Origin of the sequence: Mycobacterium sp. MS1601, from assembly GCF_001984215.1 — a bacterium.
GTDB lineage: Bacteria > Actinomycetota > Actinomycetes > Mycobacteriales > Mycobacteriaceae > Mycobacterium.
Genome location: NZ_CP019420.1, coordinates 4994251 through 5017254, shown reverse-complemented (window position 1 = coordinate 5017254; position 23004 = coordinate 4994251). Strand labels below are relative to the sequence as shown.

Below are 23004 nucleotides of genomic sequence, written 5' to 3'. Positions count from 1 at the left end.
ATGTTGCGGCGCAGTGAGGTTCCCGAGGTAACCGGCATCCTGTCGGCGAGCCAATGCGTGGAGACCGCGCAATCCATCGCGCGGGCTCAGGAACCGTCCGGCGCCATTCCGTGGTCGCCACTGGCACACACCGATCCGTGGGATCACGTGGAATGCGCCATGGCCCTGACCACCGCGGGCCTGCTGGAACCCGCACGGGCGGCCTTCGAATGGTGCCGGCGCGAACAGCGCACCGACGGGTCGTGGCCGCTGCAGTTCCGGGCCGGGGTCATCGAGGACGCCAACAGCGACAGCAACTTCTGCGCCTACATCGCCACCGGCGTGTGGCACCACATGCTGGTCACCGGCGATGACGCCTTCGCCCAGAGGATGTGGCCGACGGTGCGCGACGCCATCGACTTCGTGATCACGTTGCAGCTCGACGGCGGCGAGATCTGTTGGGCGCAGGGACCCACCGGGCCCATCAGGGAAGCCCTGGTGACGGGGAACGCGAGCATCTACCAGAGCATCCGGTGCGCGCTGGCGCTGGCCAACTACATCGGCGAGCCGCAACCGGAGTGGGAGGTGGCCTGCGGGGTCCTGGGGCACGCGATCGTCGCACATCCCGGATCGTTCACCGAGAAGCCGCACCACTCGATGGACTGGTACTACCCCATATTGGGCGGCGCGCTGCGCGGTCACGGCGCCGACGAGCGCATCGCCGAGCGGTGGTCGGACTTCGTGGTCGACGGCCTCGGTGTCCGGTGTGTGGACGACCGACCGTGGGTGACGGGTGCGGAAACCTGTGAACTGGTGCTGGCCTTGGATGCCATGGGCGAAACCGACCGTGCCCTCGAGCAATTCGAGAACATGCAACATCTGCGTGAACGCGACGGCTCCTACTGGACGGGGTTGGTGTACGCCGATGGAAAGCGGTGGCCGGTGGAGCGCACCACCTGGACCGGGGCCGCTGTGATCTTGGCCGCCGATGCGCTCTCGCGAACCACACCGGGCAGCGGCATCTTCCGGGCCGAAGAACTACCCCGCGGCCTGGAAGCCGACTTCGGTTGCGAATGCGTGGTCAGCGAGCGCTGAGCGTGCGCTCGAGCACCCGCAGCGACGCGCATGCCGACACCTCGGTGAATTCGCCGCTGTCGAGTGCCCGCCGATAGATCAGGTACGGCGCCTGACCGCCGTCGCGGGGATCGGGAAACACGTCGTGGATCAACAGCGCACCGCCGGTCTGCACCCAGGGTGCCCAGCCCTCGAAGTCACGCTGTGCCGCCTCCTCGGTGTGGCCCCCGTCGATGAACAGCAGGTTCAGCGGGGTCCGCCAATGCCGAGCCACCACCGGCGATTTGCCCACCACTGCAATCACGTTGTCCGGCAACGCCATCTCGTCGAGAGTGTGGCGGAACGTCGGCAGGGTGTCGAACAGCCCGGTGTGCGTGTCGACCATGGTGGTGTCGTGATACTCCCACCCCGGTTGATGTTCCTCGGAGCCGTGGTGGTGGTCGATGGTATACACCACGCTGTCGGTGTTCAGCGCGGCGGCGCCGAGCAGCACGGTGGATTTTCCACAGTAGGTGCCGATCTCCACCCCGACCCCGCCGGCCAGATATGACGACGCCGCGTCGAAGAGCGCGCGCCCCTCGTCGGCGGGCATGAAACCCGTCACCCGATCCGCGAGAGCGAATAGGCGATCGGTTTGCTGGGCACGCTGCGCCTCGGGTGTGGTGTCGGTATCGGCCATACAGGCAACCTAGCCCGTCGGCAGTGTCGATATCCAGCGCACATCCTTGCCGGGCCCAGGCCGTTGTAGTAGCGTCCGGACATGTGTCCGATCCGGTAGCTCGGGAAGCCACCAGGCGTCGATTGACCGCCAAGCAAGCCGATACCGTGGACCGGTTGGGCAGATGCGCGATGGACGTGCTCAGCCGTGAGGGTTTTGCGGGTCTGACCATCCGGCTGGTGGCTGCGGAGGCCGGTGTCGGTGCCGCCACCGCCTACACCTACTTCTCCTCCAAAGAGCACCTGGTGGCCGAGGTTTTCTGGCGCCGGTTGGCCGGCACCCCGGTGCCGGCCAACGATTCACCGGACCGGACCGCCCGGGTGGTCGCGGTGCTGCGGCACATCGCGCTGCTGGTGGCCGACGAACCCGAGCTCGCCGGTGCGGTCACCACCGCGTTGCTGGGCAAGGATCCCGACGTCGAGCATCTGCGCCTGCGCATCGGCGTCGAGATCAACAGGCGGCTGTCGGAGGCGCTGGGCGCCGACAGCGATCCCTCGGTGGTCGAAACCCTGGAGCTGATGTATGCGGGTGCTCTGGTGCGCGCCGGCATGGGATATGCGTCCTATCAACAGATCGCCGACCTGCTGGAGAAATCGGCTCGCCTGGTGCTCGGCTGAGACCCGGCGCGTCCGCATCCGAGCGGAGCCTCGTCATCACGCGGAGTCGTGCTGCTGCGCCGTGAGCGGTGCGATGATCGGTCACGTGAGCGCCGCCGCTGAGCGTGACGAGACCGAGACCGAGAAGCTGGACCGCAACTGGGCGAGCCTGCTGCAGGAACTTCGAGTGGCCCAGACCGGCGTGCAACTGCTCACCGGTCTGTTGTTGACGCTGCCTTTCCACGACCGGTTCGCCGATCTCGACACCGCGCTGCGGCTCGTTTACCTGGTCACCGTCGGCTGCTCGATCATCAGTACGGTGCTGCTGGCCAGTCCGGTGGCCATGCACCGGGTGTTGTTCCGTCAGCACCGACTGGACCAGCTGGTGTCCGCCGCGCACAAGACCACCTATGCGGGGATGATGTTCCTCGGCTTTTCGCTGGTCGGGGTGGTGGTGTTGGTTTTCGGGGCCGTCGCCGGCGACCTTGCCGGAGTCATCGCCGGCACCGTGGCGTTCGGTGCATTCATTCTCTTCTGGGTGGTGTTGCCGTTGCGGATGCGCCGTACCTGGAGGTCGTGATCAACCGGTTTGCACCTTTGTCAGGCGGGGAACACGGCCGTCATGTTGCTTCGCCGAGTCGCCCGTCCCCTGCTGTCCGCCGCCTTCATCGGTCAAGGCATCGAAGCGCTGCGCAGTCCCAAACCCGCAGCAGACGCCGCCCGTCCCACCTTGGAGGGCCTGCAGAAACTCCCGGAACCGGTGGGCCCCAAGGTGCCTCGCGATGCCGAGACGTTCGCGAAGATCACCGCAGCCGTGCAGATCGGCGGCGGAGTCCTACTGGCCACCGGCAAGGTGCCCCGCCTGGCGTCGGCCGCGCTGGCTGCCACGGTCATCCCGGCCAACCTCGGCTCCCACATGTTCTGGTCCGAGGTCGATCCCGAGCGCAAGGCACAGAAGCGCAAAGACTTCCTCGTCGACATGAGCCTGCTGGGCGGCCTGATCATCGCCGCCGCCGACACCGCCGGCAAACCGTCCCTGGGATGGCGCGGTCGCCGGGCGGCCCACAAGGTCAGCGACGCCGTCTCCTCGGCACTACCCAGCGGCTCAACTCCGGCGCTGATCGACAGTGAACTCGCCGACAAGGTGGGCAAGAACCTGCAGGACGGGCTGCACGCCGGTGCCGAGCGGGGGCGCGAACTCGCCGAGCGGAGTGCGCCGCTGATCGAGGCCGCCCGCGAGCGCGGGGCCGAATGGGCGGAAGTGGCGCTGGATCGCGGCTCCGAGTGGGCGCAGGTGGCTCGCGAGCGTAGCGCCGAGCTGGCTGAGATCGCCAGGGAACGCGGTCTGGAACTGGCCGACGTGGCCCGTGACCGCGGCGGCGACCTTGCCGAAGTGGCCCGCGACCGGGGCCTGGAACTGGCCGACGTGGCGCGTGACCGCGGCGGCGAGTTGGCCCATACCGCGCTGAGCCAGGGCGAGGAGCTGTCCCGGCGGACGCGGAAAGCGCGGATCAAGGCCGAGAAGCAGGCACGTAAGAAGGTGAAGGACTTGAGTCGCTGACGGCGGCCTGATCGGCTTTTGCCGCTGGCGCGGTAAGTTACAGGCGTCCATGACTGCGATCAGGAGCCGATCTGATGACTTCGGGTGAATATCCCAACAATCCGGATCCCAACTACCCGCCTCAGCCGGGCGCCTACCCGCCGCCACCGCCACCGCAGTACGGCCCGCCGCCCGGCGGCGCCTATCCGCCCCCGCCGCAGGGCAACTACCCGCCCCCACCGCAGGGCAACTACCCACCTCCACCACCTCCGCAGTACGGGGTGCCCGGCGGTTACCCGCCGCCGCAGTTCGGTCCGGTGGGCGGGGTGGAGCCGGGCGGCCTCGGCCTTCGGTTCGCGGCGCGGCTGATCGACGGAGTCCTGGTCGGCATCGTGGTGTCGATCCTGCTGTTGGCCACCGGGCTCTGGGACGGCTACCTGGTTCCCGGGATCTTCTCCGGCGTGCTGGTATTCGCCTATTTTGTGGGCTTCGAGGTGACGCAGGGCTGGACTCCGGCCAAGAAGATGCTCGGTCTGTCGGTTCGCGGCCCCGGCGGCGCTCCGAAACCGGACTTCAAGCAGTCTGCGATCCGCAACTCGTTCACGCTGCTGTCGATCATCCCGTTCATCGGCGGCTTGCTCGCGTTCATCGCCTACATCGTGATCGCGGTGACCATCAACAACAGCCCCATCAAGCAGGGCAAGCACGACGAGCTTGCCGGCGGCACCCAGGTGGTCAAGGGCTAACCACGCTCGACACCGACGGAAACGGCCCCCACCGAGGTGGGGGCCGTTCTCGTCCGGCTAGATGAAGATGTCGAGGATCAGCACCACGATCAGGCCGGTCACCGACAGCACCGTCTCCATCACCGACCATGTCTTGATGGTCTGTCCGACGCTGAGCCGGAAGTACTGGTTCACCAACCAGAATCCGGCGTCGTTGACGTGGGAGAAGAACACCGATCCGGCGCCCACGGCCAGTACCACCAGGGATACCTGACCGCTGCTCATCCCGTCGACCAGGCCGAGCACCAGTGAGGAGGCCGTGATGGTGGCGACGGTGGCCGAGCCGGTGGCCAACCGGATCAGCACCGCGAGCACCCACGCCAGCACGATCACCGAGATGTTGGCGGTCTCGGCCCACCGTGCCAGCAACGTCCCGATGCCACTGTCCACCAGTACCTGCTTGAAACCGCCACCGGCAGCGACGATCAGGATGATGCCGGCCACCGGAGGCAACCCGGACTCCACACACTTGGTGATGGCCGCGCGGTCCATGCCGGCACCGCGGCCGAGGGTGAACATTCCGACGATGACGGCCAGCAACAGCGCGATCGACGGTGTGCCCAGGCTGTCGAAGATCACCCGGAACCAGTTCGACTTGTCATCGATGAAGATGTCCACCAATGCCTTGCCCATCATCAGGGCGACAGGCAGTAGCACACTGAACAAGGTGATTCCGAACGACGGCCTGCGCCGGTGTTCGTCACGCTCGTCGGCGTCGAAGGTGTCCGGCGCGCCGACCACCACCCACTTGCCTGCCAGCTTTCCGAACAACGGGCCCGCCACCACGATGGTCGGAATCGCCACCGCCACACCGAGTGCCAGCGTGATCCCGAGATCGGCACCCAGCAGATCGACGGCCGTCAGCGGCCCGGGGTGCGGCGGCACAAAGCCGTGCATCGCCGAAAGACCGGCCAGCGCAGGTATTCCCACGGTTATCAGTGACAACCCAGACCGCCGCGCCACCAGATAGATGACCGGCATCAGCAGCACCAGGCCGATCTCGAAGAACATCGGCAGCCCGATGATGGAGCCCACCAAGGCCATTGCCCACGGCAGCGCCTGCGGTGACGCCCGCCCCACGATGGTGTCGACTATCTCGTCGGCGCCGCCGGAGTCGGCCAGGAGTTTGGCGAACATCGCACCCAGGGCGATCAGGATCCCGACACCGGCTGCGGTGGTGCCGAATCCGTCGGTGAAGGATCCCAGGACCGTGGTCAGGCCCTCCCCCGCCACCAGCCCCACGGTCAGGCCGCCGAAGATCAACGACAGGAAAGGGTGCAGCTTGACGACGGTGATCAGGACGACGATCACCGCGATACCGGCGAGGAACGCCAGGATCAACTGGGTTCCCGACGCCACCGGTTCGGCGAGTTCGGGCGCATCGGCGGCCAGCACCGCCAGAGCAGCTTCAGACATCTACTTCTCCAGTCCGGTCGACGAAATATATTCGTCCACAATGGAATCGATGCTCTGGTCGACATCGATGCTGATACCGGCCTCGTCGGAGTCCAGAGGCTCGAGGGTGTCGAACTGTGAGGCCAGCAGAGAAGCCGGCATGAAATGGCCGGGCCTGCTGGCCTGCCGCCGGCCGATCACCTCGACAGTGCCTGCCAGGTGCAGGAACTCGGTGCCGGGACAGTGCTTGCGCAGCTGGTCGCGGTACTTGCGTTTGAGTGCCGAACAACTCATCACGCCACCGTCGGCGTGCTCGGCCAACCAGTCGCCGATGGCTTCCAACCACGGATACCGGTCGTCGTCGTCGAGCGCGTGCCCAGCACTCATCTTCGCGACGTTGGCCTCGGGATGGAAGTCGTCCGCGTCGGCGAACGGCACTCGCAGCCGCTGCGCCAGCGCTGCTCCCACCGTCGATTTCCCCGACCCGGATACGCCCATCACGACGATTGGTGCGCCCATCTCATTCACCTACCCTGTTGAGTCCTACGTCACACAGGATGCCTAATTGATCAGACTATTTCAAGCCCCTGATTGAAATGATGGGTTTTATGGCTACGACCAGGAGCTATGGGAGGATGTATCGATGAGCGCGCAGCCGGCAGCGGGTGAATTGCACTCCACACTGCTCGACGCCGTAGGCACCGGAATCGTCTCTGGCCGCCTCCCCGCGGGCAGCGTGCTGACCCTCGACGGGGTGAGCGCCGAGCACGGGGTGTCGCGCAGCGTCGCCCGCGAGGCCGTCAGGGTGCTCGAGTCCATGGGCATGGTGGCCTCCCGCAGGCGCGTCGGCATCACCATCCAGCCCGCCGCGAGCTGGAATGTCTTCGACCCCCAGGTGATCCGATGGCGGCTGGCCGCCGGCGACCGCGCCGCCCAACTGGTATCACTGTCCGAGCTGCGGCGTGGGTTCGAGCCGGCCGCGGCCGCCTTGGCGGCGCGCCGCGCCGACCCACACCAGTGCCGCATCATGGCCGCCGCGGTGTCGGACATGGTGGTTCACGGGCGCTCCGGCGATCTGGAGTCATACCTTTTGGCCGACAAGGTATTTCACCGCGCACTGTTGGAAGCCAGCGGCAACGAGATGTTCCGCGCCCTCGGTGGCGTGGTGGCCGAGGTGCTCGCCGGCCGTACCCATCACGGAATGATGCCAGAAGAGCCGAACGCCGAAGCGATCGCGCTGCACGACGAAGTCGCGCGGGCCATCCGGATGCGCGACGAAGATGCCGCCGAACGGGCGATGCGCGCGATCATCGACGAAGCCATCTCCGCGATGGCGCAGGAGTTCTCGCCCGATCAGACCTGATTGACCTCGAAGTTCATCAGCAGTTCGTTCACCGTCGTCACGGTCACCACGGTGTCCAGCGGTTCACCGCCCAGTTGCATCGAGCAGTTGGTCTCGTTGCCCTCTTCACCCAGCAGCCCGCCGTCACAGGTCACACCGGCGACCTCCTCCCCCGCGCTCTCGGTGACCAGGTTCGCCACCGCTTTCTCCAGCTGGGCCTGCGACAGGGCTGGGGTCATTTCGTAGCTGACCGTGGTGTCCTCGACCTTGGTCACCTCGACGACGGGCTCGATGGCATTGGTGTCACTGAGCACCACCTCACATGTGGTGGTCTTGCCCACCACACCCTCCAGATCGGCGCTGCAGACCACCGACTGGGGCTTCTGGTCAGCCTCTGCGAGCCTGCTCGAGATGTCGCTCTCGAGGTCGCCTTTGCCCACCGTCGGCGGGCCGGAGTTGAAGCTGAAACTGCAGCCCACTGCGGACAGTCCCACAACAGTCGCCGTTGAAAGCGTGTAGACCAATGTGCGCACGGCGACCTCCCAACATTGCTGACCACCGGGCGGTGTCCCGCCGGCGCACGCAACATAACAGGGAACCGACACCGCCAGTGGTTTACTACCGCCGTGAGTCGCTCGACGGCCTCGACGAGGCCGCGGCACAGGTTCGCACCCGGGTCTCTACGGGCGTAAGTTTCTTTGGTCAGACGATTGAACTCACCCAGATGGAGGCGGCCCATGCCCATCATCACCACCAGCGACGGCGTCGAGATCTTCTACAAGGACTGGGGAACCGGCCAGCCCATCGTCTTCAGCCACGGTTGGCCGCTGTCCTCCGACGACTGGGACACTCAGTTGCTGTACTTCCTGTCCAAGGGGTACCGCGTGGTGGCCCACGACCGTCGTGGCCACGGCCGCTCCACGCAGGTCGCCGACGGACACGACATGGACCACTACGCCGACGATCTCAAAGCCGTGGTGGACCACCTGGATCTGACCGACGCCATCCACGTCGGCCATTCGACCGGCGGTGGCGAAGTGGTGCACTACCTCGCGCGCCACGGTGAGGACCGGGCGGCCAAAGCCGCGCTGTTGTGCGCCGTTCCCCCGCTGATGGTCAAGACGGACGCCAACCCGGAAGGTTTGCCGAAGGACGTCTTCGACGGGCTGCAGGAGCAGCTGGCGGCCAACCGCTCCGAGTTCTACCGGGCATTGCCTTCGGGACCGTTCTACGGCTTCAACCGCCCTGGCGTGGAGAGCTCAGAGGCGGTGATCGAGAACTGGTGGCGTCAGGGCATGATGGGCGGTGCCAAGGCCCATTACGACGGCATCGTCGCCTTCTCCCAGACCGACTTCACCGAGGACCTGAAGAAGATCACCATTCCCACTCTTGTGGTGCACAGCAAAGACGACCAGATCGTGCCGTACGTGGCGTCCGGCCCCCGATCCGCCGAACTTCTGGCCAACGGGACACTCAAGACCTATGAGGACCTGCCGCACGGTCTGCCGACCACCCACGCCGACGTGCTCAATCCCGAGCTACTGGCCTTCTTCCAGTCCTGACGAGTTCCGGTTCTGGTCCCTGTTGTACTCCAGCCACTCGCTGCGCGCAGGGCGTTTTGCCAGAATTTGTTGACGGCTGTCAATTGCTGGTGTGGCAGTGCGCGGGCGGGCTCGCCGCGACATCCAACGACGGATTGCGGTCGAAAAATCCGTAGGGCTTGAGCCAGAACGACACCACGTCGACGGGCATGATGGGCCAGTCCTCCGGCCGGGTGATGTGATGGATGCCGAAGACGTACCACAGCACCACGTCGGTGTTCTCGATCGGCCGGTTGGCCCTGATCCACGCACCGATCCCGGTGTCCTTCGACGACTGGTTCACGAATTCGCCTGCAGGCCAACGTTCATCAGGACTGTTCGGTGTCACCCACAGGGTATGGCCGATCACGGTGGCGCGCTGGAACACCGGCGAGTCCGGGTCGAACATCGACGGCAGCGCCCCGGTGGGCACCAACTTGTAGGCCGGATGGGTGCCCAGGCCGTTGACGACGTTGGTGTTGACCACCTTCCACGCACGTTGGGTCGCGAAGTTCAGATCCTGGACAGCCTGGCTCTCCGAACGCAACGGCACGTTGCGCTGCACCACCGACAGGCCATAGGGATTGTCGGGTCCCATGGGCTCGGCGTGGGATTCGGACATGTACACCGTGTTCTCGGTGCCGTCGACGTCGAGGTCGAGACGGGCCACCAGGAAGTGTTGGTGAAATGGCGCATAAGTGCGTTCGTCGACCAGGGTGCCGTTGGGATGCGGCTTGCCGGGTGGCACCGGAGTGGTGACCATGATCCCGGTGGCACGCACCTCACACTCGATGTTGCCGTCCTGGTACAGCCGCCAGTAGATCAGGTACTCGTAGTTGGCCACGGTGACGTGGCTGGAGATGGTGAGCCGTCGCATGCGCCGCACCTCGGCGCCGCTGACGTCGACGTGCTTCCACAACACCGCGTTGTCCTCTTCGTGAATGCAGACGGCGTTGGTGATGGTGTAGGGCTCACCTTTCGAGTTGTGCAGGGTGGCGTCGAGGTAGCGGATCTCACCGAGGCAGTCGCAGCCGAGTTCCAGTGAGGTGGTCATGAAACCCAGCCCCCACTCGCCGATGTCGAAGGCGGTGCGGCGGTAGTGGTCCACCGACGGGTCCCGGTAGGGCACCATCATCTCCGCGAACGACATCCGGTGGGCCACCGAGCGGTCACGTCCGCCGTCGCGGTACTTCAGCGTGTGCAGTGTCATGCCCTCGCGGTGGTTGAACCCCACCCGCAGCGACCAGTTCTGCCACTGCAGCAGATTGCCGGTGAGGGTGAACGACGGCCCCTCCGGCTGGGTGATGTCCAGTGGTTTGAGCGGCTCACGCTGCCAGCCGGCCTTGATGCGCTCCGGAATGTGTTTGGGCACATACTCGCCCATGGTCGTCGGCGGTGTTCCACCACCGGCGAAGGGGTCGTCGTCCTCGATGCGCAACAGTTCCATCGAGTTCAGGTCCACCACACAGTGCAATCCGCTGACCGCGGTGGCGTACGGGTTGGTGCCGGGCGCGCTACGCAGCCAGGTGTCCGACCAGCCGATCCGGCGGTCGCGGAGTTCCGGTGGAGCCACCGCGTCGCCGTAGGTCCAGGTGTCCATGAACACCAGCTCCATGTCGGTGATGCCACGCTTGGCCAGCGCGGCGATCACGTCGGGATGGCTGCGCAGCATCTCGTCGCACTCGTGGAATTCGTCGACGGTGAAGTTGGCCTGCACGCCGGGGACGTGTTCGAAGGACTCCACCCGGTCATCGGTCAGTGATACGACGCAGCGGTAGGTCGAGTTGGCGGAGCGGTCCAGGCACAGCACCAGCGCCTTGCGCGCAGGCCGGTCCCCTCCGCCGTCGAACGCCGCCAGCTCGGCCTTGCCCGGCTCCACCATCTCAACGCAGTTGATCCGCCAGCCGTCACCGACTCCGCGCTCACGGCGCAGGATCGCCGAAACCGCGGTGAACTCGTCGGCCGACAGCGGATCCAGTGGATGATCGGGGTCGGGAGGCAGGGATTCGCTCATGGCGTTACGCAATCACATCCGTGACCACGGCGCACGACATCGGCCACAAACTCGCCGCAGTCTTCTCAGGACGTCAGGGAGAATCCCGACCACGCTGTCCGACGGTCGCGGTCGGGGTCCAGTTCCACCCGGGTGCGGCGGTCGAACACCAGCACCGAGCGGTCGTCGTGCTGATACGCCGGCCAGCCCTGGCCGGGCACTCCGGTGCGGCTGAACTCCAGCCATCGGCTCTGGACGGCGCGGGTGACGGTGGCGGCCGAACGCTGATCACCCGCAGCGGTCAGAAGTGAACCGAAGCGAGTGCGGTAGACGTCGAAGACGGCCAGGAGTTCGGTGGCATGGGTGGCGCCCAGTCCGGACCACTTGAGCGTCCGCGGTGCGTAGTCGTATCGGTACAGGTAGGTCGGGGCGTGGCGGCTGTGCGCCTCGGCGATTTCCCAGGCAGCCGAGGCGAACGCGAAGTCACCGCCGAGCCGGATGCAGGCCGCCGGACGCGGGTAATCCGGGTAGGCGGCGGTGATCCGGGCGCGGGCGTCCGGACCGGCCTCGGCCAGCAGTGCCTCGATCACCGGTTCGGTGGTGGGCAGCAGTTTCAGGAACCGGGTGAACAGCCTGGCTTCCTCGGCGTTGCTGCCCACGATCAGCGGCACCCGGTGCGCGGTACCCCGGCGCATCGCTTCCACCGGTTCGACGGGCAGGTAGTCGTCGCCGTGGGTGGGGCCCGCCGGGAACGCGCCCAGCATCTCGGCACCGCTTTGGGTGATCAACCGGTCCATGGCGTCGACCAGTTCGGCGGCCGGCGCGGCGCGCACCACCTGCGCCGCATCTGCTCGATCTGCTCCCAGCAGCGCGGTGAATCGGTCGGCGAACTCGGCGGCCTGTTCGGTGGTCGACGACATGCCTGCGGCGGGGCTTTCCGAGATAACCTGGGCGAAAAGGTCTTTGGCGGCGGGCACCGCCAGCAGCGCCGTCACGGCGTGGGCTCCGGCACTCTCGCCGAAGATCGTGACTTTGCCCGGATCACCACCGAAGACGGCGATGTTGTCGCGCACCCACTGCAAGGCCAACACCAGATCACGCAGGAACAGATTGGACTCGATGGGGTGCGCGGCGGTGCCGAGCGACGACAGGTCCAGACACCCCAGTGCACCCAGCCGGTAGTTCACCGACACGTACACACATCCACGGCGCGCCAGCTTCACCCCGTCATAGATGGGGGTGGCCGAACTGCCCAGAATGTAGGCGCCGCCGTGCACGAACACCATCACCGGCAATGGTTCGGACGGCTCTACTTCTGGCGCAACCACGTTCAGCGTCAGGCAGTCCTCGCCCATGGTCTGGTAACGCCCGATCCCGGTGAGCGTGTACTTGCGCTGCTGCGGCGCGCAGTTGGCGAAGCCGTGGCAATACCGCACACCGCGCCAGGGTTCAGGCGGCACCGGCGCCCGAAATCGAAGCGGCCCCACGGGTGGTTTCGCGTACGGGATGGAGCGCCAGCGGTTCACGCCGTTGCGGGTGAACCCCTCGACGACACCGCTGGTGACGGTGACGCGTTTGGTGTGCTCATGCATAACCCGACGGTAGCGAACTACCGTTACCAGCATGCGGATAGTTGTGGCGATGGCGGCGTCGGTGCTGGCGGCGGGCTGCTCGGCCGGTACCGAGGAGGCTACGAGCCCGTCCACGGACAGCTCCTCACCTGCATCGACCACAGAGTCCACCCGCTCCATCACTTCGAGTCCCACCCCCACGGCGGCCCCGCCTGCCGACGCACCGGTGGCTGCGGTGATCTCCTGGGTTCAGGCCGGTGAGCCCGCCGATCCCGACGCGTTCCACACCGCGACACGCGACGACGTGGAGAGCGACCTCGGCAATGATGTGGCCTTCGTCACACCATCCGGCAAGACGCAGTGCCTCACCGCTTCCGCGATGATCGGCGGCGCCATGGCCTGCCTGGTGGAACTGACCGACCCGCCGGCCGAACCGGCCGAAATATATGGCCCGTGGGTGGGGAACTGGGTCGATTTCGACGGCACCAGCGCCCAGATCGGGTCCGCACACGGCGACCCGGGACCCTTCACGGTGGGGACCGGACCAGAATTGCCCTACGGGAGTTCACTGAAATTCGGCGATTACCAATGCCGTACCGATCCGGTGGCGCTGTTCTGCGTCAACTTCGCCCACCAGACCGCCTTGAAGATGTCCGACGCGGGAGTGGTGCCGTTCGGCTGCTTGCAGAACGTGCCACCACCCCCGACGCCGGCATCCGATTCGAGTGCGGCTGAAGCGATCTCAGTCCTTGGTGAAACTGGTGTCACCGGTGACGAGTTCGGCGACTACGGGCTGGCCGTTGATCGTGGTGCGCAGACCATCGAGGCTCAGCTGCGGTGCGGGCGTCAGTTCGCGGGTGTTGCGCACGCGTTCCCGGAACTGCTCACCCTGGAGTTCGAAGACGGTCTTGTCGTCGTCGCGCGGCGTGAACTGCACGCCGGTCATGGTGTCGCCCGGGCGAACCACCCACGAGGCACGCACGCCGCCCAGTTCAGCGGTGTACATCCCGGCCGGGTCGGCCACCTGCGGAGCCGAGAACGTGTAGGACACCCCGTCCATCGTGAGGTCACCCACCACGTTGCCGCCCTCGTAGTCGGCCACCAGGGTGTCGCGGAACCTGCTGGTGATGTCGAGGGCACCGTCGTCCTGACTGCCGAAGAACCAGGCCTCGTCCTTGCTGCCGTCGCAGGCGTAGGCGACGACCTTGTCGCCACTGACCGCGACGCCCAGTGTCATGGTGCCGCCGTCGGCCATCGGCATGTCGGCGATGTAGCGGGCCGTCTGCGGGAAGTTCTCCGCGGGCGCGGCGGCCGCCGACGTGGCGGTGGTCGCGGCGGTGGTCGACGAGGTGGCCTCAGTGGAGGTGCCTCCCGAGCAGGCGGGCAGCGAACCCAGCGCGATCAGGGCGCCTGTGCTGATCATCAGGGTGCGGAACTGTTTTCTCATGTGAACCAGCATGCTCGACCGTCGACGGCGCTACATGGAGATAGCGTGGAGATTCGGTGGAGATCTCAGCCGGCCAAAAAGGCCGCGACCTCACCGCGGAACACCTGCCAAGCGGGCTCATCGGCAGTCAGCAGATGGTTCTTGCTGTCCAGTGCCACCAGCCGGGCGTCCTGAATCAGCGCGGCCAGCTCCTGCCCCGACTGCATCGGCACCCGGTGATCCTCGCGGGAATGCAGGATCAGCGTCGGGCACCGGACTTCTCGTGCCAGCTCGCGGACGTCGATGGTGGCGAACTCCTCCAGGAACCGCACCGCGTTCTCCGGTGACGTGGTGCGACGCTGCAACTGGTCGAACGCCGCCCAGTCCGCCCGGCTGCCATCAGGCAGGAACTGCGCGGCGAACACCTGCCGGAACGCGGGGTCGTCACGGCCCCAGCCGACGCGGGCGAGGTCGAGATCCAGTGCGGCGGCGCGTCTTTCCTGGTCGCCCACAGCGCGCACCGCCCGACCCCGCGCGTAGGCGCCGCACAGCACCAACTTGCTCACCCGCTCCGGATGGCGCGCTGCGTAGGCCACCGCCACCGCCCCGCCCTGCGACACTCCAAGAAGCGGAAATTGCTGCAGCCCAAGCGCTTCGACCACAGACTCCAGATCGGCCACCCAGTCCTCGAAGGTGAATTCGCCGGCCTCCCAATCCGAAAGCCCGCACCCGCGCTCGTCGTACCGGATGAAGGTGTGCCCCCGGGACAGGTCTCGAACCCAGTGGCTCCACACCGGGCTCTCGATGTCGTAACCGAGATGGGTCATCCAGTTGGCGGCTCGCACCAGCGGTGGCCCGTCACCGGCGACGGCATACGCCAACCGAATTCCGTCCGCGGCCCGGGTGAAGGCGATGGTCTGCCGGGGCAGCGGGGCCTGCGGCGCCGGCTCCTCGATTGCCGGCAAGTCATCGGCCACCGTACCGACGAACTGATAGCCACGGCCTCGCACGGTGCGGATGTAGCTCTGAGCTTCGCCATCGTCGCCGAGTGCCTTACGGGCCGCCTTGATCCGGCTGGTCAAGGCCGCCTCACCGACGAACCGCCCGCCCCACACGCTGTCGAACAGTTCCTCCTTGGTGACCAGCCGGTCGCGGTTGGCCACCAACTGGGTCAGCACATCGAACACCTGGGGCTCGATCCGGATCACAGAACCGTTGCCCCGCAGTTCGTATCGCGCGGTGTCGAGCTCGAAATCGTCGAATCGCCACACCACACCCGCTGGTTTGGCCTGCGGCGGCACACTCATGGGGACTGATCGTAATCGTTGACGGGTTCGCCAGGAGATGCCCTCGGCCACCGTTCACGGCAAGATGAATCATGCCCACCCGCGTGATCACCAACTGTGCCGTTGCCACCGTCGACAACACGGGCACGGAATACCGCACCGGTCACATCGTCGTCCGCGACGGAGTGATCACCGCCGTGGGCGAGGGGCCCGCACCAGAACTTCCCGACAGCGAGCTGATCGACGGCACCGACTGTCTGGCCACCCCGGGGCTGGTGAACACCCACCATCACCTCAACCAGTGGATCACCAGGGGCCACGCACAGGACGGCACCCTGTTCCAGTGGCTCACCACGCTCTACCCACTGTGGGCGGCAGTGGACCAAGACCTCGAATTCGCCTCTGCCAGTGCAGGTCTGGGCATGCTCGCGCTGACCGGGTGCACCACGTCCATGGACCACCACTACATATTTCCGAAGGACGGCGGATTCCCGACGCCTGTCGGTGACGTCCTGGCCGCCGAGGTGGCCGCCGCATCGCGGATCGGCCTGCGGTTCCACCCCACCCGCGGGTCGATGGATCTCGGAGCCTCCTCCGGCGGTTTGCCGCCCGACTCGGTGGTCGAGGACATCGACACCATCCTGGCCGCGTGCGCCGACGCCGTGGCCGCGCACCACGACCCTGGGTTCGACTCCCACTGCCGGATTGCGCTGGCCCCGTGCTCACCGTTCTCGGTGACCGCAGAGCTGATGAAGCAGTCTGCCGTGCTGGCCCGCGAACTGGGTGTCCGGATGCACACGCACCTGGCCGAGACCGAGGACGAGGAAGCGTTCTGCCTGGCCAACTTCGGCGCGCGCCCCGTCGACTACGTCGAATCGCTGGGCTGGCTGGGCTCCGACGTCTGGATGGCGCACTGCGTACACCTGTCCGAAGGTGACATCGCCAAGTTCGCCGCCACCGGCACCGGTGTGGCGCACTGCCCGAGCAGCAACGGCCGCCTCGGCTCCGGCATCGCCCCCATTCCCGAGCTGCTGGCCGCAGGCGTGCCGGTGGGGCTGGGAGTCGACGGGGTGGCCTCCAACGAGCACGGCGGGTTGGCCACCGAGCTGCGCGAATCGTTGTTGGCGGCGCGGTTCCGACTGGGTCCACTGGCCCTGACGGCGCGGCAGTGCCTGCAGATGGGCACCATGGGCGGGGCTCGCTGCCTGGGCCGCGACACCGAGTTGGGCTCATTGGAGCCGGGCAAGCTGGCCGATATCGCGCTGTGGGACCTGTCCGGGCTGGGGCACGCCGACATCGAGGACCCGGTGTGTGCGCTGGTGTTCGGCCCGCCCGCCCCGCTACGGCAACTACTGGTCGGGGGCCGGACCATAGTCAGCGACGGCGAGCTGCGTACCGCGGATCCGGCGACGCTTGCCACCGAAGCCCGTTCCGCGGCGCGCCGGCTGCGTCAGAAGGCCGGGCTCTGAATCAGCGCCAACCGTCGGCGGCCTTCGCCGCCCGCACCAGGGCATCACACAGTTCACGCAGTTCCGCTCCGTCGGCACCTTCGTCGACCGCAGTGGCCACGTCCTCGGCGGCGCACCGCACCTGGAACACCCGATCCGACAGCTGGGCGGCCTCGTCGGCCGAGAGCACCACGGCGTCCTCGGGCACCGAAGAGCCCTTGACCATGGCCCGCTGTTCATAGGCCCGCTGTCTGCACGACTGCCTGCAGTACTGTCTGCGCCTGCCGAGACCGGCGTCAGGCACCTCGCGGCCACACCACCGGCACGGTTGCGGGCGTTTCTTGCGGCCGCTCACGATCGACCCACCTCACCAATGCCCCACCTACCACGGTTGGGGGTGATCCTCCGGCTCACGATCCAAGACTGTAGACGCGTGACGGCGGCAACCGCCGTATCTGCGGGTATCCTGGATTGTCGCGCCGCCAATCGGGGAACTGTTGTGGGCGTCGCTGCGTTGATAGACGCGGAACATCTGCGCTGTAAGGAGTTGACGACGATGGCTGATCGTGTCCTGCGAGGTAGTCGCCTCGGAGCTGTGAGCTACGAGACCGACCGCAACCATGACCTGGCGCCGCGTCAGGTCGCGCGGTACCGCACCGACAACGGCGAGATCTTCGACGTGCCCTTCGCCGACGACGCCGAGATCCCCGGCACGTGGCCGTGCAAGAACGGCATGGAGGGCACGCTGATCGACGGTGACGTGCCCGAGCCCAAGAAGGTCAAGCCCCCCCGCACCCACTGGGACATGCTGCTGGAACGGCGTTCGGTCGAGGAGCTCGAGGAACTGCTCAAAGAGCGCCTCGACATCATCAAGACGAAGCGTCGCGGCTGAGCATCACCTCCACCGTGGTCGCTCCCGAATGACCGGGAGCGGCCACTACCCGGCGCGCTTCCGTGAAGTCACCCCGGAAGGTCAGTCAGCGGCTGACACCACGCGCACGGTCCAGCCGCCCGCTCAGACCCCACTGAGCCACCTTGACCAAGGCTTCGCGGATGTTGGACCCGCTCATCTTCGACACGCCGAGCTCGCGCTCGGTGAAGGTGATGGGCACCTCGACCACGCGGAAGCCACTGTTGATGGCGCGCCAGGTCAGGTCGATCTGGAAGCAGTAGCCCTTGGAGTCCACGGCTGCCAGATCGATCTTCTCCAGCACTTCACGACGGTAGGCGCGATAGCCGGCGGTGATGTCGTGGATGTCGACACCGAGCAGGAGCCGGGAGTAGCCATTGGCGGTGCGGGACAGCACCAACCGTCGAGTGGGCCAGTTGCGTACGGTGCCGCCCGGCACATAGCGCGAGCCGATCGCCAGATCCGCGCCCGCGTCCACCGCATCCAGGAGGCGGTGTAGTTGCTCGGGTGCGTGGCTGCCGTCGGCATCCATCTCGACCAGCACGGTGTACTGGCGGTTCAGCCCCCACGCGAAGCCTGCGAGATAGGCCGCCCCGAGGCCGTCCTTGACGGTGCGGTGCATGACATGCACCCGCTCCGGGTCGGCCAGGGCCAGTTCGTCGGCCAGTTTGCCGGTACCGTCGGGACTGCCGTCGTCGACGACGAGCACATGCACGTCCGGCAGGGCAGAATGAATTCGCCCCACGATCAGCGGGAGATTCTCCAGCTCGTTGTAGGTCGGCACGATCACCAAGGTGCGCTGGCTGGGCTGTTCCCCAGGCAGAGACGAACCTGAGCCGATGGTCATGAAGCTCCTCGGGTTTCCAAATCTGAGGCGCCGGACTCACCTGTCGGGCGCAATAACCCTCCATTGTGCCGCACTCGGCGCCACAAACCCGAAGCGGCAGCCCCAATACCTAGCGCTACCAGCGCAAACTGCACCAGCGGACCCCACTGCGTGGCAGGCGTCAGAGCAGTTTTGAGCCTGATTGCCATGTTGAGCGTCCCCGGCTGGAACCACTCGGTGCGGGCCAGCTCACGCCCGTCGGGCGCAATGATCGCCGAGATGCCGGTGGTGGCCGCGACCACCACGTAACGGTTGTGCTCCACCGCCCTGGCCCTCGAGAACGCCAGTTGCTGCTCGCTCATCGTCTGGTCGAAGGTGGCGTTGTTGGTGGGCACCGCCAGCACCTGGGCGCCGCTGAGCACCGACTCGCGGGCCGCCCGGTCGAAGATCACCTCCCAGCACGTTGTGATGCCGACCGGGACTCCCGCAGCCTGCACCACTCCGTTGCCGTCGCCTGGGACGAAGTAGCCGGCCCGCTCGGCGTAGGAGGACAGCATGGAGAAGAAGCCGCGCCACGGCAGGTACTCACCAAACGGCTGGATGATCTTCTTGTCGTGCCGCTCCCCTGGCCCGTCCACCGGATCCCAGACGATCACGGTATTCAGGGCTGCCGGGTTGTCCCTGGTGCTGTCGGGGTGTGCCACCACCGCACCCACCAGGATCGGCGCGCCGATGGCCTTGGCAGCCAGCGAGATCTGTTCGCCTGCGTCGGCGTTGGCCAGCGGGTCGATGTCCGAGGAGTTCTCCGGCCACACCACGAACTGCGGCTGCGGTGCCCGACCGGCCCGTACCTCCTCGGCCAGCCGCAGGGTCTCCTTGACATGGTTGTCCAGCACCGCACGGCGCTGGGCATTGAAATCCAGACCTAGGCGCGGGACATTGCCCTGGATGGCGGCCACCGTCACCACGGGATCGTCGTCGGACCCGGCACCGGACTGCCGCACCCCGGGATGCACCGCGGCAATACCCAGCAACACCACCGCGATGCACAACCCCGGCAGCACCACCGCAGGCGGGCGGTCCTTGGCCGATTCGCGCCACCACGCCACCACCTCGAGGCCGATTGCGACGGCCGAGACGGCGACGACGGCGACTGCAAAAGACACCAGCGGCACCCCACCCAGCCGGGTCAGCGGCAACAGCGGCCCGTTGGTCTGGCTGAAACCGAGGACACCCCAGGGAAATCCACCGAACGGAATGACGGATTTCAGCCATTCGGCCACCATCCACACCAATGCTGTCCACACCGGCCAGCCCGGCAGGTCACGCACCAGCACGGCCAGCATCCCGAAGACGGCCGGGAACAGGGCACACATCAGCGACAGCGCCGCCCACGGCGCCACACCCACCAGACCGCTGATCCAGGGCAACAGCGGCAGATAGAACGCTGCGCCGCACAGGAATCCGTAGCCGAATCCACCTGCCGCGGTGGTGGTCTGGTCCTTGACCACCACAGTCAACAGAGCCACACCGATGATGGCGGCCCACCACCAGCCCACCGGTGGGAAGCTCGCGTACAGCAACAGGCCGGCGATGATCGCCAGGCTGAGCCGGACCGCGCGAAGTTTGAGCCAGCCCAGGACTCTAGACATTGCACCCACCGTGAAGGACGCGGCCGCGGTGCACTGTCTGCAGACATCGAGGCGATGCTTCGGCCAACGCCGGCAGGGCGGGCACCCGGGAGCGGGGATCGGTGGACCACCGCGCCACCGAGTCGGCCGGGGCGGCGACCTCGAGGTTGTCCGCCTCCCAAACGGCGTAGGACGCGGGCGCTCCCGGCACCAGGGTTCCGGTGACGCCGTCCCGGACGCCGCCGGCACGCCAGCCACCGCGGGTGGACGCCGAGAACGCCGACCGGGCCGACACCGAGGCTCCTGGCGTGTGGTGGGTGGTGGCGGCGCGCACCGTGGCCCACGGGTCCAGTTCGGTGACCGGGCTGTCGGAACCGAAGGCCAACGGCACCCCCGCTGCGGCCAGTTGCGCCAAGGGGTTGAGCCCGCGGGCGCGCTCGGGCCCCAGGCGCTGGGCGTACATGCCGTCCTCACCTCCCCACAGCGCGTCGAAGTTCGGCTGCACACTGGCGATGACACCCCACGAGCCCAGTTTTGCGGCCTGCTCGACGGTCACCATCTCCAGGTGCTCGAGACGGTGCCCGCAGCGCGCGACGGCGGGCACACCGAGGGCGTCGACCACCTTCTGCAGCGCATCGACGACGACGGTGACGGCCGCGTCGCCGATGACGTGGAACCCGGCGGTGATCCGGGCCTCGGTGCACGCGCGCAGATGGCCTTCGACCGCGTCGGGGTCGAGGTAGTGGCGACCACAGTGGTCGGCGTCGGCGTAAGGCTGCAACAGGTGCGCGGTCCGCGAGCCCAGCGCCCCGTCGATGAACAGGTCGCCGGCCAGACCCTGAGCACCTGTGTGCGTCAACAGTTCTCGAGCCTGGTCGGCCGAGGTGACGGCTTCGCCCCAGAAGCCCACGACGTCGACACCGTGGTCGGTGGCGTGCAGGTGCCGCCAGTCATCGAGGCCGCCGATCTGTGGCCCTGCGCATTCATGGACCGCCACCACCCCTGCGGCGGCGAAGGCATCCAGCGCTGCGGTACGGGCCTGCTGTTGCTGACTCTCGGTCAGCAGGGCCCGCGCCCGGGCCCGCACCAAGTGGTGGGCGTCGGCGCGCAGCGCGCCTTCGGCGTCGTACCCGTCGGCGCCTGCGAGGTCGGCGACTTGGCTGCGCAACGCGGTGGAGGCCAACGCCGAGTGCACGTCTATCCGGGACAGATACACCGGCCGACCGGCCGAGGCGGTGTCGACCTCGGCGGTGGTGGGCGTGTCCGACCAGTCCGCGTCGTCCCAGCCGTGCCCCCAGACCACCCCGTCGGGGTGAGCGGCGGCGTACTCGGCCAGCATCCTCAGACAGTGTTCCCGCGAGGTGGCGGCGCGCAGATCCAGCCCGGTGAGCAGCAGACCGGTGGAGGTGACGTGCACGTGGCTGTCCACGAACGCGGGCGCGACGAATGCGCCGTCGAGGTCGACGACCTCGGCGTCCGGGAATTGGGAGCGTGCGACGTCATCGCTACCCAGCCAGGCAACAGTGTCGCCGCGGACCGCCAGCGCGGTGGCGTCGGGATGGGTGGGGCTGTGGATGCGCCCGTTGAGCAGCAACTGCGTCACGCGGACACGCTACCTACTCGGGCTTGGGCTCCAGGGGTCGGTCAACCGGGACGTCATCGTGGACATCGACAACCTCACCGTCGATGTACTGGCCCCTACCCCGGGGCGGTACCCCGCCGCCCAGGTTGATGACGGTGACCTGACGAGCCAGGCCCTTGGCGGCCACCAGCCCGGCCAGCGGCCGCATCGCGGCGCGGGTGGGCGGGGCCAGCATCAGCAGACCTGCGACCGTGGTCACCAATCCGGGGATGAACACCAGTACAGAGCCCAGCGCCACCAGCGCGCTGTCGGTGACGGCACCCTGGGGGTCTTTCATGCCCTGCTGGAGTTTGGCGAGCTGGCGGCGCAGCTGCGACCCGGCCAGCACCAGGCCCAGCACGAAGGTGCCGATCAGCGCGATCAGGGTCCAGCCGAAGCCGATGGTCGCCGTCAGCGCGACGATGACCGCCATCTCGACGAGGACGTACAGCGCGAAAATCCGCATCACCATGCCCGGTTCAACGTACGTGTCCGGTCAGGGGTTCCCCGCCGGCACCGCGGCCGCTTCCACCTCGATGGCGCTGTGCACTTTGTCGATGCCGCCGCGCACCAATGCCTGCGGGATCCACCACCAGGCGTGCCACCAGTAACGCCGCGTCACCAGGTTGAACACCCGGCGGGCTTCGGATTTGGGCAGGTTACGGGCAACCGCCTCGACCGGTTCACCCTTGGGCTTGCCCAGCACACCGCACTTCTGAACGGTGACCCTCGGGGTGTTGTTGATCCGCTTGGTCTTCCACGAGCCGTCGTCGGTGATGATCAACAGCTTGTCACCCTGCGGCACCCCCATACCGCGGTGGGCTTGGGCCTGCCGTCTTTGGTGAACGTGGTCAACAGCAGGTATTTCGCGTGTGCGACGTCTGCGAAAGTGTCAGGCATCAACCACCGCCTTGATCTCGAGTCCCACGTTGTTCTCCATCCCGCCGCGCAGCTTCGAGAAGAAGTTGAACGCCTTGCCGAGCAGTCCATACCTCTTTCCGATGGCGTCGTAAACCTCACCGGTGCGGGATTTGTCGAGAACGGTCGCGACGGCCTCGACCGAGTCGCTCTTCGGGTTGCCGCGGCGGTCGCAGACGGCAACGGTGACGCGCGGGGTGTTGCGGATGCGCTTGACCTTCCACGACTTCGCCTGGGTGATCACCACCAGTCCGTCCCCTGACGGAGCGGCCCAGACTGCGGTGGGCTTCGGCCTGCCGTCTTTGGTGAAGGTGGTCAGCAGGATGTACTCGGCTCTGGCGACGTCGGCGAAGGTCGGCATAGAC

The 23004-nt window shown here is 67.0% G+C and carries 23 protein-coding genes and 1 pseudogene; 9 read left to right on the top strand and 15 right to left on the bottom strand.

Translation table 11 applies throughout. The annotated features are described in order from the left end of the window. Positions 1-3 precede the first annotated feature (3 nt). Complete coding sequence (locus tag BVC93_RS24185) at positions 4-1074, top strand: prenyltransferase (protein ID WP_083741294.1); 1071 nt, start codon at positions 4-6, stop codon at positions 1072-1074. Here BVC93_RS24185 and BVC93_RS24180 read toward each other — a convergent pair. After that, complete coding sequence (locus BVC93_RS24180) at positions 1061-1732, bottom strand: class I SAM-dependent methyltransferase (protein WP_083739660.1); 672 nt, start codon at positions 1730-1732, stop codon at positions 1061-1063. The genes BVC93_RS24185 and BVC93_RS24180 overlap by 14 nt on opposite strands. Positions 1733-1815: 83 nt before the next feature. Here BVC93_RS24180 and BVC93_RS24175 point away from each other — a divergent pair, with 83 nt between their 5' ends. From BVC93_RS24175 to BVC93_RS24160, 4 genes are all read left to right on the top strand, one after another. Next, positions 1816-2388, top strand: a complete 573-nt coding sequence (locus BVC93_RS24175) for a TetR family transcriptional regulator (RefSeq protein WP_083739659.1) — start codon at positions 1816-1818, stop codon at positions 2386-2388. Positions 2389-2473: 85 nt separating this feature from the next. After that, on the top strand, positions 2474-2947 hold the full coding sequence (locus BVC93_RS24170) for a DUF6328 family protein (RefSeq protein WP_442928972.1): 474 nt from the start codon (positions 2474-2476) through the stop codon (positions 2945-2947). Positions 2948-2989: 42 nt separating this feature from the next. After that, the gene (locus BVC93_RS24165; protein WP_083739658.1) at positions 2990-3928 is read left to right on the top strand and encodes a DoxX family protein; all 939 of its coding nucleotides are present in this window, start codon (positions 2990-2992) and stop codon (positions 3926-3928) included. 74 nt (positions 3929-4002) lie between these two features. Next, complete coding sequence (locus BVC93_RS24160; RefSeq protein WP_083739657.1) at positions 4003-4653, top strand: RDD family protein; 651 nt, start codon at positions 4003-4005, stop codon at positions 4651-4653. Between the two features lie 57 nt (positions 4654-4710). Here the strand turns inward: BVC93_RS24160 and BVC93_RS24155 are convergent, their stop codons facing one another. Together BVC93_RS24155 and BVC93_RS24150 are read right to left on the bottom strand one after the other, a co-directional pair. Beyond that, entirely contained in the window at positions 4711-6108 is a 1398-nt protein-coding gene (locus BVC93_RS24155; RefSeq protein ID WP_083739656.1) for a GntP family permease, read from the bottom strand. Continuing rightward, positions 6109-6606 carry a gluconokinase gene (locus BVC93_RS24150; protein ID WP_083739655.1) on the bottom strand — a complete coding sequence of 166 codons (498 nt, stop codon included), beginning with the start codon at positions 6604-6606 and terminating at the stop codon, positions 6109-6111. A 124-nt stretch (positions 6607-6730) separates the two neighbouring features. Here BVC93_RS24150 and BVC93_RS24145 point away from each other — a divergent pair, with 124 nt between their 5' ends. Further along, positions 6731-7450: a FadR/GntR family transcriptional regulator gene (locus BVC93_RS24145; RefSeq protein WP_083739654.1), complete on the top strand. Its 720-nt coding sequence runs from the start codon at positions 6731-6733 to the stop codon at positions 7448-7450. Here BVC93_RS24145 and BVC93_RS24140 read toward each other — a convergent pair. Further along, on the bottom strand, positions 7441-7962 hold the full coding sequence (locus BVC93_RS24140; protein WP_192860086.1) for a DUF4333 domain-containing protein: 522 nt from the start codon (positions 7960-7962) through the stop codon (positions 7441-7443). The two genes, BVC93_RS24145 and BVC93_RS24140, sit on opposite strands and share 10 nt — an antisense overlap. 204 nt (positions 7963-8166) lie before the next feature. On the opposite strand from BVC93_RS24140, the gene BVC93_RS24135 reads away from it, so the two are divergent. Then, a complete protein-coding gene (locus BVC93_RS24135) occupies positions 8167-8991 on the top strand; it encodes an alpha/beta fold hydrolase (RefSeq protein ID WP_083739652.1) in 825 nt (274 codons plus the stop codon). Between the two features lie 79 nt (positions 8992-9070). On the opposite strand, the gene BVC93_RS24130 is transcribed toward BVC93_RS24135, so the two are convergent. The 4 genes from BVC93_RS24130 to BVC93_RS24110 form a co-directional block, all read right to left on the bottom strand. Further along, positions 9071-11023, bottom strand: coding sequence for a primary-amine oxidase (locus BVC93_RS24130; protein ID WP_083739651.1), 1953 nt, complete (start codon positions 11021-11023; stop codon positions 9071-9073). 65 nt (positions 11024-11088) lie between these two features. Beyond that, positions 11089-12594, bottom strand: a complete 1506-nt coding sequence (locus BVC93_RS24125; RefSeq protein WP_083741292.1) for a carboxylesterase/lipase family protein — start codon at positions 12592-12594, stop codon at positions 11089-11091. 721 nt (positions 12595-13315) lie between these two features. After that, entirely contained in the window at positions 13316-14020 is a 705-nt protein-coding gene (locus BVC93_RS24115) for a hypothetical protein (RefSeq protein ID WP_083741291.1), read from the bottom strand. 65 nt (positions 14021-14085) lie between these two features. Then, positions 14086-15306: an alpha/beta fold hydrolase gene (locus BVC93_RS24110; protein ID WP_083739650.1), complete on the bottom strand. Its 1221-nt coding sequence runs from the start codon at positions 15304-15306 to the stop codon at positions 14086-14088. Between the two features lie 71 nt (positions 15307-15377). On the opposite strand from BVC93_RS24110, the gene BVC93_RS24105 reads away from it, so the two are divergent. Further along, a complete protein-coding gene (locus BVC93_RS24105; RefSeq protein ID WP_083739649.1) occupies positions 15378-16754 on the top strand; it encodes an 8-oxoguanine deaminase in 1377 nt (458 codons plus the stop codon). Position 16755: 1 nt separating this feature from the next. Here the strand turns inward: BVC93_RS24105 and BVC93_RS24100 are convergent, their stop codons facing one another. Beyond that, positions 16756-17088 carry a hypothetical protein gene (locus tag BVC93_RS24100; protein WP_192860085.1) on the bottom strand — a complete coding sequence of 111 codons (333 nt, stop codon included), beginning with the start codon at positions 17086-17088 and terminating at the stop codon, positions 16756-16758. A 201-nt stretch (positions 17089-17289) separates the two neighbouring features. On the opposite strand from BVC93_RS24100, the gene BVC93_RS24095 reads away from it, so the two are divergent. After that, on the top strand, positions 17290-17625 hold the full coding sequence (locus BVC93_RS24095) for an RNA polymerase-binding protein RbpA (protein ID WP_068917407.1): 336 nt from the start codon (positions 17290-17292) through the stop codon (positions 17623-17625). 85 nt (positions 17626-17710) lie between these two features. Here BVC93_RS24095 and BVC93_RS34820 read toward each other — a convergent pair whose 3' ends face one another. The 6 genes and pseudogenes from BVC93_RS34820 to BVC93_RS24065 form a co-directional block, all read right to left on the bottom strand. Further along, positions 17711-18490: a polyprenol monophosphomannose synthase gene (locus BVC93_RS34820; protein WP_083739647.1), complete on the bottom strand. Its 780-nt coding sequence runs from the start codon at positions 18488-18490 to the stop codon at positions 17711-17713. Beyond that, positions 18487-20121, bottom strand: coding sequence for an apolipoprotein N-acyltransferase (gene lnt / locus BVC93_RS24085; RefSeq protein ID WP_083739646.1), 1635 nt, complete (start codon positions 20119-20121; stop codon positions 18487-18489). Before lnt ends, BVC93_RS34820 begins: the two co-directional genes overlap by 4 nt. Then, entirely contained in the window at positions 20114-21703 is a 1590-nt protein-coding gene (locus BVC93_RS24080; RefSeq protein ID WP_083739645.1) for an amidohydrolase, read from the bottom strand. Before BVC93_RS24080 ends, lnt begins: the two co-directional genes overlap by 8 nt. A 13-nt stretch (positions 21704-21716) precedes the next feature. Further along, entirely contained in the window at positions 21717-22193 is a 477-nt protein-coding gene (locus tag BVC93_RS24075; RefSeq protein WP_083739644.1) for an FxsA family protein, read from the bottom strand. 24 nt (positions 22194-22217) lie between these two features. Beyond that, positions 22218-22621: pseudogene (locus BVC93_RS24070) on the bottom strand (PPOX class F420-dependent oxidoreductase). Continuing rightward, positions 22614-23000, bottom strand: a complete 387-nt coding sequence (locus BVC93_RS24065) for a PPOX class F420-dependent oxidoreductase (protein WP_083739643.1) — start codon at positions 22998-23000, stop codon at positions 22614-22616. The pseudogene BVC93_RS24070 and the gene BVC93_RS24065 overlap by 8 nt, the downstream one beginning before the upstream one ends. Between the last annotated feature and the right edge of the window lie 4 nt (positions 23001-23004).